The organism is Halomonas sp. SL18_1 (assembly GCF_055755715.1).
Map to the genome: position 1 here is coordinate 1,046,080 of NZ_JBVTRK010000001.1, position 13,167 is coordinate 1,059,246.

A 13,167-nucleotide genomic window follows, 5' to 3' on the forward strand; every position below is an offset into this window, starting at 1 on the left:
TGACAAAGGACAGGACGACGCAATGAACAAAATGGCCATCTGGCTGCACACCCTGCGCCCGCGGACCCTGCCGGCGGCGCTGGGGCCGGTCTCGCTGGGCCAGGGGCTGGTGGTGCCCGGGCATTTCGCCTGGTCCACGGCGCTGCTTTGCCTGCTCTGCGCCCTGGCGCTGCAGCTGGCGGTCAATCTGGCTAATGATCTCTTCGATGGCCTCGCCGGAGTCGACCAGGCCGATCGCCTTGGCCCCACCCGTGCCCTGCAGGCGGGCTGGCTCAGCGCCAGTGAGCTCTGGGCGGGGCTCGCCGGGGCGCTGGGTGTGGCTGTGGTGACGGGGCTGTGGCTGGTCCTCTTTGGCCACTGGCTGCTGTGGCTGCTGGGGGCGCTGGCGCTGCTCGGCGTGCTCGGTTATAGCGGCGGAGCGCGCCCCTACGCCAACCTGGGGCTGGGCGAGGCGGTGGTGTGGTGCTTCTTCGGCCCGGTGGCGGTGCTCGGCGGCCTGCTGGCCCAGCAGAGCCCGATCACGCTCCAGGCGGTGGTGGCCAGCGTGCTGGTAGGCATGCCGGTAGCCGCTATCCTGGTGGTCAACAACCTGCGGGATCGCCACACCGATGCGCGGGCCGGCAAGCTCACCCTGGCGGTGCGGCTGGGGCCGGGCGCGACCCGGCGGCTCTTCGCTATGCTGACGGCAGGGCCGCTGGCGGTCACCCTGCCCCTGGGGCTGCCGGCCTGGTGGTGGGGCGTTTGGCTGTTGGCCGGCCTGGCGGCCCTGGCCCTGGTTCGCGAGCTGCACCGGCGCGATGGCGCGGCCCTCAATGCGCTGCTGGGCCTGACGGCGCTCTATGCGCTGCTGGTGGCGCTGTGGCTGTGGTTACGCCTGTCGGTAGCCGGCGGCTGAGGGTCAGGCAGCTTCGTGCAGAAGCGTTAGGAGGAAAGATGCTACTACGCTCGCTTGCGTGGATCGCGCTGGCTTACCTGCTGGTGGTGGCGCTGGCCTGGCTCTTCCAGGAGCGGCTGCTCTACCTGCCCCATGTGGGGCGTGACCACGTTGCGAACCCCGCCGACCGGGGCATGCCCTGGGAAGAGGTGGCGCTGACTACCGAGGACGGTCTGACCCTGGACGCCTGGTGGGTGCCGGCCCAGCACGAGCGCGGCAGCCTGCTGTTCTTCCACGGCAACGCCGGCAATATCTCCCACCGGCTGGATTCGATTCGCCAGTTCCACCGCCTCGGGCTCTCGGTGCTGATCCTCGACTACCGGGGCTATGGCCGCAGCGAGGGCCGGCCCTCGGAGGACGGCACGGCGCTGGACGCTCGGGCCGGCTGGCGCTGGCTGGTCGAGGAGCGGGGGTGCCGCCAGAGGAGATCGTGCTGTTCGGCCGCTCGCTGGGGGCTGCCGTGGCGGCGGAGCTGGCCGTCTCCCGGGACGAAGGTGAGCAGCCGGCGGCGGTGATCCTGGAGTCCGTCTTCCGCTCGGTGCCCAAGCTCGGCCAGCGGCTCTATCCCTTCCTGCCGGTGCGCTGGCTGGCCCGGCTCGACTACGATACCGAGTCGCGGGTGGCGCGAATCGACGCCCCGCTGCTGGTGATCCACAGTCGCGATGACGAGATCATCCCCTTCAGCGAGGGCGAGGCCGTCTACCAGGCCGCCAACGACCCCAAGCAGCTGCTGGTGATCCGCGGCGGCCATAACACCGGTTTCCTCGATAGCGAGCCGGACTACTCCAACGGCATCGAGGCGTTTCTGGACGAACTCAGCGGGCTGCCGCGGCGGTGACGCCGGCTCGTCTACTGCTCGGGGAGCTCGGCGTTGTGGAAGACGTTCTGCACGTCGTCCAGGTCGTTGAGCGCGTCGAGCAGCTTCTCGAACATGGCCACGTCGTCGCCCTCCACCGGCGTGGTGGTCTGGGGCACGAACTGGATCTCGTCGACCTCGAACTCGAGCTCACCGAAGGCGTCGATCAGCGCCTGCTTGGTCTTGGCGTACTCGGTATGGGGCGCGAAGACGGTGATCCGACCCTCTTCGTTCTCGATGTCGGTGACATCGACATCGGCCTCCATCAGCGCTTCGAGCACCGCTTCCTCGTCATCGCCCGCCATGGCGAGGATGGCGCAGTGGTCGAACATGTGGCTGACGCTGCCCGGGGTGCCGAGCTTGCTCTTGGCCTTGTTGAAGCAGGCGCGGACGTCGCCGAAGGTGCGGTTGGGATTGTCGGTGAGGCAGTCGACGATGACCATGCAGTTGCCCGGCCCGAAGCCCTCGTAGCGTGCCGGGGAGAAGTCCTCACCGCCCACGCCGCTGGCCTTGTCCAGCGCCTTGTCGATCACGTGGCTGGGTACCTGATCCTTCTTGGCCCGTTCGATCAGGCCGCGCAGGCTCAGGTTGCCGGCGGGGTCGGTGCCGCCCTGCTTGGCGACCACATAGATCTCGCGGCCGTACTTGCTGTACACCTTGGTCTTGGCGGCGGCCGTCTTGGCCATGGATTCCTTGCGGTTCTGAAAGGCCCTGCCCATATCGTTGTCCTGTCGCGTCAAATACGCCCCGGATTCTACGAAACCCGGGAGGAGGGAACAGCCTTATTTCGTGCCGATTCCGGGCGGCATGACGGACGTCATGGCTACACTGGCGACTGAACCCTGTCACTGCCTGGAGCTTTCCCCCATGGATCATCACGCCTACCGTCATGCCCTGGCCTCGCATCTCGAGGGGGCCGAGCTGCCCTTCCCCGCCGAGGAGTTCGATGCCCGCCTGTCGCGCACCCGAGACGCGATGCGTACCGCCGGGCTCGAGGCGCTGCTGCTTACCGACCCCGCCGATATCTTCTACCTGACCGGCTATCACACCTTCGAGGTCTCGGTGCATGCGGCTCTGGTGGTCTCGGCCGACCGCGTGGTGCTCCAGGTGCCCTCCATCGAGACCGGCCCGGCGGTGGTCACTGCCCGGATCGACGAGATCCTGGGCTATCGTTGGGAGGGCATCGACGAAGTGATCGCACCGCTGGCCGAAACCCTGTCCGGCTATCGCACCATCGGCATCGACGCCTTCGGTGCCGGCCTGCGCCTGGGGGTGATTCGGGAGCTGCAGGCGCGACTCGGCGCCGAGCGCTTTCGCGACGACGGTGGGGAGCTGCTCGATCGACTGCGCATCGTCAAGTCGGCCGCCGAGCTGGCTTGCCTGCGCGAGAGTGCACGAATCACCGCCGCCGGGCTGCGTGAGGCCGAGGCGCTGATTGCCCCGGGAGTGACCGATAACCAAATCGCCGCCGAGGGCGCGCGCGCCATGCTGGCTGCCGGCGGTGAGTTCATGAGCCTGCAGCCGATCGTTACCACGGGACGTCGCGCCAGCGTCATCCACGTCAACCACAAGCGCGTCCCCATCGAGGCGGGCGAGCCGGTGTTCCTGGAGTTCGGTTCTGCCTTCCAGCGCTATACGGCGCCGATGATGCGCACCGTGGTGGCCGGCCGCGCCAGCGACGAGATGCGGGCGGTCCGTGATCTGTGCCGCGCCCTCTTCGAGACCCTGTGCGACGCCATGCGCCCGGGCAACAGCTTCGATGCCGCCGCCCGCGCCGCCGAGTCGGTGCTCGCGCCCAACGCCGAGCGACTGTTCTTCTCTGGGGTGTACGGCTATGCGGTAGGGGCTCAGTTCCCGCCCAGCTGGGTCGAGGGCACCGGTTTCATCGCCGCCGGTCAGCAGCGTGAGTTTGCCGCCGACATGGTATTTCACCTGCCGCTCTGCCTGCGCCTGCCGGGGCAGTGGGGCATCGGGATCAGCGATACCGTGCGAGTGACGTCACGGGGCGGCGAACCGCTCACCGACAACGACTGGCAGCTGGGAGAGCGCTGAGCTGACAATTTCATGTATACAAAAATTGTCTACTGTTTTCGTTTCTATTAGGGTGTCGTGTGCATTATTGTTGTATACATAAAAATAGCCACGAGACCTGAGATGAGCACACCACAACATAACCAGTCAGTTTTCGACTTCTATGGCAAGCCTCCGCTGGGCAAGGCCTTGCCGCTCTCCTTCCAGCACATTCTGGCGATGATCATGGGCACGGTGACCGTGCCGATCATCGTCATCGGCGCGGTGGGCGGCAGCCTCGCCGAGCAGATGCTGCTGATCCAGATATCGCTGATTGCCGCCGGCATCTCCACCCTGATCCAGCTCTACGGTATCGGCCGCTTCGGCGCCCGCCTGCCGACCATCTTCGGCGTGGGGTTCGCCTATGTGCCGACGCTGGTCGCGGTGGGCGCCCAGTACGGGATCGGCGGCATCCTCGGCGCCCAGATCGTTGGCGGGGTGACCATGATGCTGGTGGGCCTGTTCATCACCCGGATTCGCCATCTGTTCCCGCCCATCGTGGCCGGTACCGTGGTGCTGGTCATCGGCCTGTCGCTCTACGACATCGCCATCCACTACATGTCCGGCGGTGTCGGCGCCAGCGACTACGGCGATCCGCGCAACTGGCTGGTGGCCATCGTCACCCTGCTGGTGGTGCTGGGTGTCTCCCAGTTCGCCCGCGGCTTCATGAAGCTGGCGGCGATCATTTGCGGCATCGGCGTGGGCTACGGGCTGGCGCTGTTTCTGGGCATGGTCGACTTCAGTCCGGTACGCGATGCCGGCTGGATCAGTACGCCGCGCCTGATGCCCTTCGAGCTGGAGTTTCACCTGGCAGCGATCATCTCGGTGGTGATCATCTGCGTAGTCAATTCGGTGCAGACCATCGGCGATCTCTCGGCCACCTCGGTGGGGGCATGAATCGCGAGCCCACCACCCGCGAGCTGTTCGGCGGGCTGATGGGCAACGGCGCCACTACGGCGGTGGGGTCGCTGTTCGGCGCCATGCCGACCTCTTCCTACAGCCAGAACGTGGGCATCGTGGCCATGACCAAGGTGACTTGTCGCTTCGTGCTGGCCCTGGCGGCGATCTTCATGCTGGTGGCGGGGCTGGTCCCCAAGTTTGGTGCCGTCATGACCACCATTCCCTATCCGGTGCTGGGCGGGGCCACCATCACGGTGTTCGGTATGATCACCATGACCGGTATCCAGCTGATCACCAAGGATGAGCTCTCGGCCCGCAACATGACCATCGCCAGCCTGGCGCTGGCGCTGAGCATGGGGATCTATGCGGTGCCCGAGGCGATCGAGGCCTTCCCGGACATGCTGCAGCTGGTCTTGGGTGGTTCGCCCATCGTGGTGGCGGCGGGGGTGGCCTTCACCCTGAACCTAGTGCTGCCCAAGCGCTCGCTGGCCGATGAGGCCGCCGAGCGCGAGGCGATGGCGCGCAAGATGAACGAGCAAGACCGCGCGCCTGCGGCGCAGTCGCGGGCGTCCTGAGCCGTTGGCCGACGGCGTGCCGGCGCTGAATCCGGTGCGGCCCTCGTCTCGCTTGGGCACCAACGGCGACCGGGCCTGTCACAAGGGTCGATAGCAACGTCTCATCAAGGAAGCGCTCAAGGAGACGCGATGACCGCCTGTCGACCCTGCCGCTCATGAGCATGACTCTGGCACTGGTGGCCGTCACCACGGCGGTGAGTTTGCTGGCGTGGCGCTGGCCCCGACTGTTCGACGCCCTGATCTACTGGCCGCCCGGCGTTGCCAGGGGGCAGTGGTGGCGGCTGCTGAGCCACGGCTTCATTCACTCCAGCGGTACCCACCTGCTCTTCAACATGATCACCCTGTACTTCTTCGGCACGGTGATGGAGCTGGTGCTGACGCCGCGCATCGGGCCCCTGGGCTTCGTGCTCTTCTATCTCTCGGGCCTGCTGGTGGCCATCCTTCCGACGCACTTTCGCCACCGTCGCAATCCTCGCTTTCGCAGCCTGGGCGCCTCGGGGGCCGTCTCGGCGATGCTCTTCGCCTATATTCTGCTGCGCCCCTGGTCGCTGCTGTTCGTGTTCTTCATCCCGGTGCCGGCGATCCTGTTCGCCGCCGCCTACGTCATCTACTCCTTTCGCGCCCAGCGCCAGGGAGGTGACAACATCAACCATAGCGCTCACCTGTGGGGCGGTGCCTGGGGGGTGGCCTTCATGTTCTGGCTGGAGCCGGCCCTGGCGCTGCGCTTCTTCCACGAGCTGGTGGCGCCGCTGGAGGCCTCCGGGGGGATCTGGCTGGGATAGGGGCTCCTGCCGTGACTATCCTATGGGAAGTACCGCTGTGATCGGCAACCAGCAGGGGAGTGACGGCCATGACCATGGCAACAGTGAAGCAGTATCTCGATGAGCAGAACGTGAAATACGTCATCATGCAGCACTCCGAGGCCTATACCGCCCAGGAGGTGGCCGAAGCGGTGCACGTCCCCGGCAGGCACTTCGCCAAGTGCGTGATGGTCAAGATCGACGGACGGCTGGCCATGGCGGTCTTGCCGGCGACCGATCAGGTGGATCTGGATCGACTGGGCAAGTCCACCGGGGCGCGGGAGGTCGTGCTGGCCGAGGAGGCGGACTTTCAGGACCGTTTCCCGGATTGCGAGGTCGGGGCCATGCCGCCTTTCGGCAACCTGTTCGACCTGGAGGTGTTCGTGGCGCCGCACCTGACCCAGGCGGACCTGATCGCTTTCAATGCGGGCAGCCACACCGAAGTGATGCAGCTGGCCTACACGGCCTTCGAACGACTGGTCAGCCCGGTGGAAGTGGCGATGTGAGCCGACGGCGCTGGGAGCCCTTGTGACGGTGTGACGCAGTTGCCGCGTCTGTTGAAGTGGCGATAACCCTCTATGCTGGGGACAGGCCGACGTCACTGCGTGGCGTCGGTAGCCCGGCAATACCCAACGGCAGTATCACTCAGCCATGTGCAGAACACTTGGGAGGATGATATGACGCAGACGGTTACCGCGAGCTACAGTAGTACCGACAAGGCCCGTAACGCCTTCGATGAACTGGTGGCCGAAGGCTTCCCCCGCGAGAAGCTCTATTTCGACAAGGAGACCAGCCAGGTCAAGGTGATCATCCCGGACACGTCCCAGCCCGAAGCGGAGGAGATTCTTCGCCGCCACGAGCCGGATGATGTCTGGTCACGCCCCTATGAGGAGCCACGGGAGGAGGCCTAAGCGATAGCCGACCGGCGGTGGAGCATCGCCCGCGAGGGCCGCTCTCCACCGCCGGCGGGTCCCTCGATAGGATGAAGCTACTCAGGGAAGTGCTCGGTCATGCGCCGGGGGGCCTTGCCGCGCCAGGCGGCGATCAGGGCGGCGCGCACCCGGTGGTGGTCCGCCACGGCCAAGCGCACGCCGGTGCAGCCGGGCCGCTGCCACTCGCCTTGGGCGGGGGCAAAGGCGTCGGGGTCGGCGGCGATGAACGCCTGCTGGTCGTCTGGCGTCAGCATGACCAGGCCCCAGGCCGCATCGGGATGGCCCAGGGCGGCGAAGACCTTGCCGCTGACCCGGAAGTCGGGGTGATACATCTCGGCGTGCTCGACCGCGCCGGGTAGTCCCAATGCCAGACGGCGAAATTCCTCATCTGTCATGACCGCCTCCCGGCGTGCCAAACCTAGTAGAGACGCTGCTCGCTTTCAGGGTAGAACAAAACGCTCGGCTTTCCCTCCGTTGCTACCGGCCGTGGCTGGCTGTCGAAGGCCGCCTGGGGCGGTCGTGCTATGGTGAGAGTGTGGCCTACGAGCCGTGTCATGCCTGGCGGTCGAGCGCCAGGTAAGGGAGGCGAACCATGCTGCCGGAGCTGCTGCTGACGATGGCCGTGAACCCGGAAGCCGACCCGGTGGCAGCGGCGCTGACTCGCGTTGAGCAAGCCACCGCCTACCGGCTGATCCTGCGCAGCCAGGGCGACGGCGGTGAAGAGGTCATTCGCTACAGCTATCGCCGGCCCGGCTTCATTCGCCTGGACATGGTCGCCCCCTACCGCGGCGCGGTGATTCTCTATCGCCCCGACACGCATCAGGTGCGGCTCTGGCCGCTCGGCGGCCCCGGGCGTCGGCCCGGGATGACGCTTGCCCCCGACAACCGCTTGGTGCGCAGCGCCCGGGGGCATCGGGTCGATGAATCGGATGTGGCGACTCTGCTGCGCAATGTCCAGCGGCTGGAGCGTCATGGCCGTTGCCAGCGGCTGGGCGTTGTCACTCTCGATGGTCGGCGTGCCGAGCAGCTGGTCGTCGAGGGCGCTGCGGACCCGCACCTGGGGGCGGTGGCACGCTACGAGCTGTGGATTGACCCCGAGACCCGTTTTCCCCTCCAGGTGATCAGTCGCGACGATCAGGGGCGACGCCTCGAGGCGGTGCGCTTCGAGGCGCTGGAGATCGACCCGGTGCTGCCTGCCGACCACTTTTCGCCTTGACCCCTTCGCGCCGCTGTCGTGCATCCTGCTCGAACCGGAATCGACGCCTCCTGCTAGGCTGAACCCACAACCCGCGGCAAAGGGAGGTGACGATGTTGCAGGCCGTACTACTCGATATCAGCGGTGTGCTCCACGAGGATGGGGAGGCGCTGCCGGGCGCCGTCGAGGCGGTGGCGCGACTGCAGGCCTCCAGTCTGGCGCTGCGCTTTGTGACCAATACGTCCCGCAAGACGGCCGCTACGGTCTATGCTGAGCTGACCCATATGGGATTCGAACTGGAGCGCCAGCAGATCGTCACGGCCCCGGCGGCGATCCGACGCCACCTGGTCGAGCAGCGACTGCGCCCCTACCTGCTGATTCACGAGCAGCTCGAGCCGGAGTTCGCCGGGCTGGATACCGTCGAGCCTAACGCCGTGGTGCTGTGCGATGCCGAGCATCGCCTCGACTATCGCCATCTCGACGACGCCTTCCAGGTGCTGCAGCGGGGAGCGCCGCTGCTGACCGTGGGCACCAATCGCTATTTTCATCAGGATGGCGGCCTGCATCTTGACGTGGGTCCCTTCGTCAAGGCCTTGGAGTATGCCGCCGAGACCCAGGCCCTGGTGCTTGGCAAGCCGGCGCCGGACTTCTATCACGGAGTGCTCGAGGATATCGGGGTGACGCCCGCCGAGGCGCTGATGGTCGGTGACGACGTCGAGGCCGATGTGGCCGCGGCCATGGCGATCGGCATGCAGGGCGCGCTGGTGCGCTCCGGCAAGTATCGCCGGGGCGATGCATCCCGGGTGCCGGAGGCGTGGGTCGAGGCCGACCTGTCGCAGGTGGTGGAGCGGCTGCTGTGAGGCCCCGCGGCCTGGGAGGCGACAGATGGCGGCCTACCACTTCGTGACCACCTGGCAGCTCGAGGCACCCATTGATGAGGTCTATCGCGTGCTGACCGAGTCGCAGCGCTGGCCGACCTGGTGGCCCAGCGTCACGTCGGTAGAGCAGTTGGCGCCGGGCGATGAGCGAGGCATCGGGCGCATGTATCGCTACGCCTGGAAAAGTCGCCTGGGCTATCGCCTGCGCTTCGATATCCGCGTCAGCCGTGTGGAGGCGCCTTGCTTGATCGAGGGTGAGGCCAGCGGCGATGTTCAGGGCCGCGGGCGATGGCGGCTGAGCGAGGAAGGGCGGGTGACTCGCGTACGCTACGAGTGGCAGGTGCGCACGACTCGGCGCTGGATGAACCTGATGGCACCGCTGGCACGGCCGCTGTTCGCCTGGAGCCATCATGCGGTGATGCGCGACGGCGCTGCCGGGCTGGCGCGGTGTCTCGGGGTGCGCCTGCTGGGAGTGGCCCACGACTGAGCCCGCTACCGGGGGATCAAGCCAGCCAGGCCACCGTCAGGCCTACCGCCAGCGACAGCAGCATCGGCACGGCGACGCGGCGGCCGATTGGCCGCGTGCCGACGGCGGTTGCCATGCCCGCCTTGACTAGATTGTTCACCGCCGCGGCGATGATGATGCCCAGCACGGCGGTGCTGGCGTCGATGCTGGTCAGCGACATGCGGCTGAGCGACAGGGTGATGGCGTCCACGTCGGCCAGGCCGGAGGAGGCCGCCAGCAGGTAGATGCCGGCCTCGCCCAGCAGCTCGCGCAGCCACTCGCCGAGCACCATGATCAGTGCCAGCAGGGCGCCGAACAGCAGCGCCACGCGCAGCTCCAGCGGGTTCTGGCTCAGCGGGTGGTCGACCTTGAGGGCCTGGCGCTGGCGATACCAGATCACCAGGGCCGGCACGTAGAGCGTCAGCCCCATCAGCGCTATCGGCAGCAGCAGCTGGGGGACCAGGCCGGGGCTGATCACCGTGGCGTAGAGCAGGATACGCGGAAACATGGTGCCGCAGGCCAGCAGGATACCGGCGGCCAGCATCGGGCTCAGCACCGGGTTACGGCGGGATTGGCGGGCGAAGTGCAGGGTCAGGGCCGTGGAGGAGCTGAGCCCGGCGAACAGCCCGGTGAACAGGATGCCCTTCTCGGTGCCGCCCACGCGAATGGCGAAGTAGCCGACGAAGGAGATCGAGGCGATCAGCACCACCAGCCACCAGATTTCGTAGGGGTTGAGTACCTCGCCTGGCCCCATGCCGCGGTTGGGCAGCAGCGGCAGCATCACGGCGGAGATCAGCAGCAGCTTGAGGCCCGCATCCAGCTCGTGGGCCTGCAGCTTGTTCAGCAGGCCGTGGATCTCCTGCTTGTTGTCGAGCACCACCGCGGTCACCACCGCGCAGGCGGTCGCCAGCACCAGGTCCACGGCCACCGCCACGGCGCCGAAGCAGAAGGTCAGCAGCAGCCCCACCAGGCCGGTGATGCTGTAGTCCTGGCTCTGCTCCATGCGCGCCCGGTAGCCCACCAGGGCGATGACTGCCACGGCCAGGAAGACCAGCGGCAGGATCCAGACGGTCACGGTTTCGGCAAGCAGGGCGGCGATGCCACCGAGCAGCCCCACCAGGGCGTGGGTCCGTATCCCCGCCACGCGCTCCCCCGACTTCTTCCTGCGTGCCACCCAGCCGCGCTCGATGCCGATCAGGGCCCCCAGCAGCAGCGCCACCGCCAGCTGGATAGCGGTTTCGTTGGCGGCAATGAACTGGCTGGCGACGTCGTCCATGTGCTTGATATCCCGGCATTCGAAGGCGGCCCATGACCTTTTCATGGTGGACCGTCACGGCCCTGGTAGCAATTGCCACGCGGCGGCCGATGGGCGTCTAGGCTGTCGCCGGTCGCTCGGCCTCAGTCGGGGTCTTTCAGGTGCGCCCTTGCCTCCTCGGCGCTTTCATAGATATGCGGCGGCACGGCGCGCGCCTCCAGCGCGTGGCCGAGTTTCTTGCGCATGAAACCGCTGGTGGTGTAGCGGGTGACCTGGTGATAGAAGCGTCGCTCCAGGTCGCCGACCATGGCGGTGTAGGCGTCCAGCAACGTTTCGTCGATGCGGAAGTGGTCGTAGTTGACGATGGCGTAGACCCGGCGTCCCAGCGGTGACAGGTGGCGCTCCACGGTGTGGCGAATGGCGTCGATATCGGCCTGGGAAGCGATCTTCAGGTTCTCGAAGTTGATGAAGAAGATCTCCTCGGCGGCGTCGAAGTGAAAGCGCTGCTCGAACGGCAGGGTGAGCAGCGACTCGCGCAGCCCCATCGGGGCCTCGCGGAAGATGCGCGCGTCCATCGGCCGTGGCGGCTCGGGCATCAGCGGGGTGAAATCCATCAGCGCCAGGATATCGCGCTCGAGGTCCACCCCCGGGGCGATCTCGGTGAGGGCGATGCCCTGCGGGGTCAGCGTGAAGACGCAGCGCTCGGTGACATAGAGCACCGGCTTGGCATCCTCGGCGGCCAGAACGCCGCTGAAGGTGCGCTGCTCCACCTCGGCAACGAACTTGTGCAGCCCGCCCGCGGGGAGGCGCAGTTGGCCGTCGACGATGGTCAGAGCCTCCTGGGTGGCGACGAAGGTGCCCATGAACACCACCCGACGGGCGTTCTGGCTGATGTTGATGAAGCCGCCGGCACCGGCCAGCCGGGGGCCGAACTTCGAGACGTTGACGTTGCCGGCAGCGTCCACCTGGGCCATGCCGAGAAAGGCGATGTCCAGCCCGCCGCCATCGTAGAAATCGAACTGGGCGGGCTGGTCGATGATCGCCTGGGTGTTGAGCGCGGCCCCGAAATCGAGTCCTCCGGCGGGCAGGCCGCCGATCACCCCGGGCTCGGCGGTGAGGGTCAGCAGCTCCAGCACTCGCTCTTCGCTGGCCACGGCGCTGATGCCTTCCGGCATGCCGATTCCCAGGTTGACCACGCTGTTGGCGGCCAGCTCGAAGGCGGCGCGGCGGGCGATGATCTTGCGCGCCGAGAGCGGCAGGGCCTCCGGGGTGGCCATGGGCGCCTTGATCTCGCCGGAGTAGGCCGGGTTGTAAGGGGTACGGAAGGTCTGCCAGTGATGCTCGGGCTCGTCGCACACCACCACGCAGTCCACCAGCACCCCGGGAATGCGCACGTCCTTGGGGTGCAGGGTCCCGCGCTCGGCCAGCCGCTCGACCTGCACGATCACCAGCCCACCGGAGTTGCGCACCGCGGTGGCGATGGCCAGCGCCTCCAGCACCAGGGCCTCGCGCTCCATGGTCACGTTGCCCAGGGTGTCGGCGGTGGTGCCTCGCAGCAGCGCCACCTGCAGCGGCAGCGCCGGGTAGAAGAGATACTCCTCGCCGTCGATGGGCAGCAGCCGCACCCGCTCCTCGGTGGTGGCCTCGTTGATCTTGCCGCCGCCCAGCCGCGGGTCGACGAAGGTGCCCAGGCCCACCCGGGTCAGGGTGCCCGGCTTGCCGGCGGCGATGTCGCGGAAGAGGTGGGAGATCACCCCCGGGGCAGGTTCCAGGCCTGAATGCGCCCCTCGATGGCGAGCCGCTGCAGGGCCGGCACCAGCCCCCAGTGGCCGCCGATCACCCGGCCGACCAGGCCCTCATGCCCTAGGTGGTTGAGCCCGCGGCGCTTGCCGTCGCCCTGGCCGGCGGCGTACATCAGGGTCAGGTCGCGGGGGCGGCCGGTCTCCAGGAAGCGCGCCTCCAGAGCCACCGCCAGGTGCTCGGCGAAGCCGATGCCGACGAAGCCGCCGGTAGCCACGGCGTCGCCGTCGCGGATCAGGTCGATGGCCTCCCGGGCGGATACGAACTTGCCCTTTTCGGTGAAGGGGCGGCGGGAGAGTAGCGGGTGGGTCTGGCGGTCCATGGGCGGGCTCCCTTGGGGATTGTTGTTGTCACGGCACCTTATCACAGACCTCGGAGCACTCGGTGAGCGGGGGAGTTGCCAAGCGGCCGAATCTTACAGATACTGTATTAAAATACAGTATCTGGGGGTGCTCATGCGACAGGCT

The 13,167-nt window shown here is 67.2% G+C and carries 17 protein-coding genes; 12 read left to right on the top strand and 5 right to left on the bottom strand.

Annotated features, from left to right (window positions below):
* Positions 1-22 precede the first annotated feature (22 nt).
* From menA to ACSJDS_RS05290, 3 genes are read left to right on the top strand one after another with little or no spacing between them, the layout of a single operon-like run.
* Positions 23-895 (top strand): 1,4-dihydroxy-2-naphthoate octaprenyltransferase, encoded by an 873-nt coding sequence (gene menA, locus ACSJDS_RS05280; RefSeq protein WP_473032366.1) that lies wholly within the window; start codon positions 23-25, stop codon positions 893-895.
* Between the two features lie 38 nt (positions 896-933).
* On the top strand, positions 934-1,449 hold the full coding sequence (locus ACSJDS_RS05285) for an alpha/beta hydrolase (protein ID WP_473032367.1): 516 nt from the start codon (positions 934-936) through the stop codon (positions 1,447-1,449).
* Positions 1,395-1,772, top strand: a complete 378-nt coding sequence (locus ACSJDS_RS05290) for an alpha/beta hydrolase (protein ID WP_473032368.1) — start codon at positions 1,395-1,397, stop codon at positions 1,770-1,772. The genes ACSJDS_RS05285 and ACSJDS_RS05290 overlap by 55 nt, the downstream gene beginning before the upstream one ends.
* A gap of 11 nt (positions 1,773-1,783) precedes the next feature.
* Here ACSJDS_RS05290 and ACSJDS_RS05295 read toward each other — a convergent pair whose 3' ends face one another.
* On the bottom strand, positions 1,784-2,509 hold the full coding sequence (locus ACSJDS_RS05295; RefSeq protein WP_473032369.1) for a YebC/PmpR family DNA-binding transcriptional regulator: 726 nt from the start codon (positions 2,507-2,509) through the stop codon (positions 1,784-1,786).
* A 148-nt stretch (positions 2,510-2,657) separates the two neighbouring features.
* Here ACSJDS_RS05295 and ACSJDS_RS05300 point away from each other — a divergent pair, with 148 nt between their 5' ends.
* The 6 genes from ACSJDS_RS05300 to ACSJDS_RS05325 all read left to right on the top strand — a co-directional run bounded on the left by ACSJDS_RS05300 (position 2,658) and on the right by ACSJDS_RS05325 (position 7,046).
* On the top strand, positions 2,658-3,842 hold the full coding sequence (locus tag ACSJDS_RS05300) for a M24 family metallopeptidase (protein ID WP_473032370.1): 1,185 nt from the start codon (positions 2,658-2,660) through the stop codon (positions 3,840-3,842).
* Positions 3,843-3,944: 102 nt separating this feature from the next.
* Positions 3,945-4,757, top strand: coding sequence for a uracil-xanthine permease family protein (locus ACSJDS_RS05305; RefSeq protein WP_473032371.1), 813 nt, complete (start codon positions 3,945-3,947; stop codon positions 4,755-4,757).
* The gene (locus tag ACSJDS_RS05310; RefSeq protein ID WP_473032372.1) at positions 4,754-5,335 is read left to right on the top strand and encodes a solute carrier family 23 protein; all 582 of its coding nucleotides are present in this window, start codon (positions 4,754-4,756) and stop codon (positions 5,333-5,335) included. Before ACSJDS_RS05305 ends, ACSJDS_RS05310 begins: the two co-directional genes overlap by 4 nt.
* Before the next feature lie 155 nt (positions 5,336-5,490).
* Entirely contained in the window at positions 5,491-6,117 is a 627-nt protein-coding gene (locus tag ACSJDS_RS05315; protein ID WP_473032373.1) for a rhomboid family intramembrane serine protease, read from the top strand.
* 68 nt (positions 6,118-6,185) lie between these two features.
* Positions 6,186-6,641 (top strand): aminoacyl-tRNA deacylase, encoded by a 456-nt coding sequence (locus ACSJDS_RS05320; protein WP_473032374.1) that lies wholly within the window; start codon positions 6,186-6,188, stop codon positions 6,639-6,641.
* A 171-nt stretch (positions 6,642-6,812) separates the two neighbouring features.
* The gene (locus ACSJDS_RS05325) at positions 6,813-7,046 is read left to right on the top strand and encodes a hypothetical protein (protein WP_473032376.1); all 234 of its coding nucleotides are present in this window, start codon (positions 6,813-6,815) and stop codon (positions 7,044-7,046) included.
* A 77-nt stretch (positions 7,047-7,123) separates the two neighbouring features.
* Here ACSJDS_RS05325 and ACSJDS_RS05330 read toward each other — a convergent pair whose 3' ends face one another.
* Complete coding sequence (locus ACSJDS_RS05330) at positions 7,124-7,462, bottom strand: MmcQ/YjbR family DNA-binding protein (RefSeq protein WP_473032377.1); 339 nt, start codon at positions 7,460-7,462, stop codon at positions 7,124-7,126.
* 197 nt (positions 7,463-7,659) lie between these two features.
* Here ACSJDS_RS05330 and ACSJDS_RS05335 point away from each other — a divergent pair, with 197 nt between their 5' ends.
* The 3 genes from ACSJDS_RS05335 to ACSJDS_RS05345 all read left to right on the top strand — a co-directional run bounded on the left by ACSJDS_RS05335 (position 7,660) and on the right by ACSJDS_RS05345 (position 9,627).
* A complete protein-coding gene (locus ACSJDS_RS05335) occupies positions 7,660-8,283 on the top strand; it encodes a LolA family protein (RefSeq protein WP_473032378.1) in 624 nt (207 codons plus the stop codon).
* Between the two features lie 92 nt (positions 8,284-8,375).
* Positions 8,376-9,122 carry a TIGR01458 family HAD-type hydrolase gene (locus tag ACSJDS_RS05340; RefSeq protein WP_473032379.1) on the top strand — a complete coding sequence of 249 codons (747 nt, stop codon included), beginning with the start codon at positions 8,376-8,378 and terminating at the stop codon, positions 9,120-9,122.
* A gap of 25 nt (positions 9,123-9,147) precedes the next feature.
* On the top strand, positions 9,148-9,627 hold the full coding sequence (locus ACSJDS_RS05345; RefSeq protein WP_473032380.1) for an SRPBCC family protein: 480 nt from the start codon (positions 9,148-9,150) through the stop codon (positions 9,625-9,627).
* A 16-nt stretch (positions 9,628-9,643) separates the two neighbouring features.
* Here the strand turns inward: ACSJDS_RS05345 and ACSJDS_RS05350 are convergent, their stop codons facing one another.
* From ACSJDS_RS05350 to ACSJDS_RS05360, 3 genes are all read right to left on the bottom strand, one after another.
* The gene (locus ACSJDS_RS05350; protein WP_473032382.1) at positions 9,644-10,921 is read right to left on the bottom strand and encodes an MgtC/SapB family protein; all 1,278 of its coding nucleotides are present in this window, start codon (positions 10,919-10,921) and stop codon (positions 9,644-9,646) included.
* Positions 10,922-11,043: 122 nt separating this feature from the next.
* Entirely contained in the window at positions 11,044-12,654 is a 1,611-nt protein-coding gene (locus ACSJDS_RS05355) for an acyl CoA:acetate/3-ketoacid CoA transferase (protein WP_473032383.1), read from the bottom strand.
* Positions 12,651-13,022 carry a CoA-transferase gene (locus tag ACSJDS_RS05360; RefSeq protein ID WP_473032384.1) on the bottom strand — a complete coding sequence of 124 codons (372 nt, stop codon included), beginning with the start codon at positions 13,020-13,022 and terminating at the stop codon, positions 12,651-12,653. The genes ACSJDS_RS05355 and ACSJDS_RS05360 overlap by 4 nt, the downstream gene beginning before the upstream one ends.
* Between the last annotated feature and the right edge of the window lie 145 nt (positions 13,023-13,167).

Excerpts from the sequence above, each read along its gene's own strand:
- ACSJDS_RS05295 (WP_473032369.1), bottom strand. The coding sequence starts at position 2,509 with ATGGGCAGGGCCTTTCAGAACCGCAAGGAATCCATGGCCAAGACGGCC.
- ACSJDS_RS05350 (WP_473032382.1), bottom strand. The coding sequence starts at position 10,921 with ATGGACGACGTCGCCAGCCAGTTCATTGCCGCCAACGAAACCGCTATC.
- ACSJDS_RS05330 (WP_473032377.1), bottom strand. The coding sequence starts at position 7,462 with ATGACAGATGAGGAATTTCGCCGTCTGGCATTGGGACTACCCGGCGCG.
- ACSJDS_RS05340 (WP_473032379.1), top strand. The coding sequence starts at position 8,376 with ATGTTGCAGGCCGTACTACTCGATATCAGCGGTGTGCTCCACGAGGAT.
- ACSJDS_RS05300 (WP_473032370.1), top strand. The coding sequence starts at position 2,658 with ATGGATCATCACGCCTACCGTCATGCCCTGGCCTCGCATCTCGAGGGG.
- ACSJDS_RS05305 (WP_473032371.1), top strand. The coding sequence starts at position 3,945 with ATGAGCACACCACAACATAACCAGTCAGTTTTCGACTTCTATGGCAAG.
- ACSJDS_RS05285 (WP_473032367.1), top strand. The coding sequence starts at position 934 with ATGCTACTACGCTCGCTTGCGTGGATCGCGCTGGCTTACCTGCTGGTG.
- ACSJDS_RS05360 (WP_473032384.1), bottom strand. The coding sequence starts at position 13,022 with ATGGACCGCCAGACCCACCCGCTACTCTCCCGCCGCCCCTTCACCGAA.
- ACSJDS_RS05345 (WP_473032380.1), top strand. The coding sequence starts at position 9,148 with ATGGCGGCCTACCACTTCGTGACCACCTGGCAGCTCGAGGCACCCATT.
- ACSJDS_RS05335 (WP_473032378.1), top strand. The coding sequence starts at position 7,660 with ATGCTGCCGGAGCTGCTGCTGACGATGGCCGTGAACCCGGAAGCCGAC.
- menA (WP_473032366.1), top strand. The coding sequence starts at position 23 with ATGAACAAAATGGCCATCTGGCTGCACACCCTGCGCCCGCGGACCCTG.
- ACSJDS_RS05325 (WP_473032376.1), top strand. The coding sequence starts at position 6,813 with ATGACGCAGACGGTTACCGCGAGCTACAGTAGTACCGACAAGGCCCGT.
- ACSJDS_RS05315 (WP_473032373.1), top strand. The coding sequence starts at position 5,491 with ATGAGCATGACTCTGGCACTGGTGGCCGTCACCACGGCGGTGAGTTTG.
- ACSJDS_RS05310 (WP_473032372.1), top strand. The coding sequence starts at position 4,754 with ATGAATCGCGAGCCCACCACCCGCGAGCTGTTCGGCGGGCTGATGGGC.
- ACSJDS_RS05320 (WP_473032374.1), top strand. The coding sequence starts at position 6,186 with ATGACCATGGCAACAGTGAAGCAGTATCTCGATGAGCAGAACGTGAAA.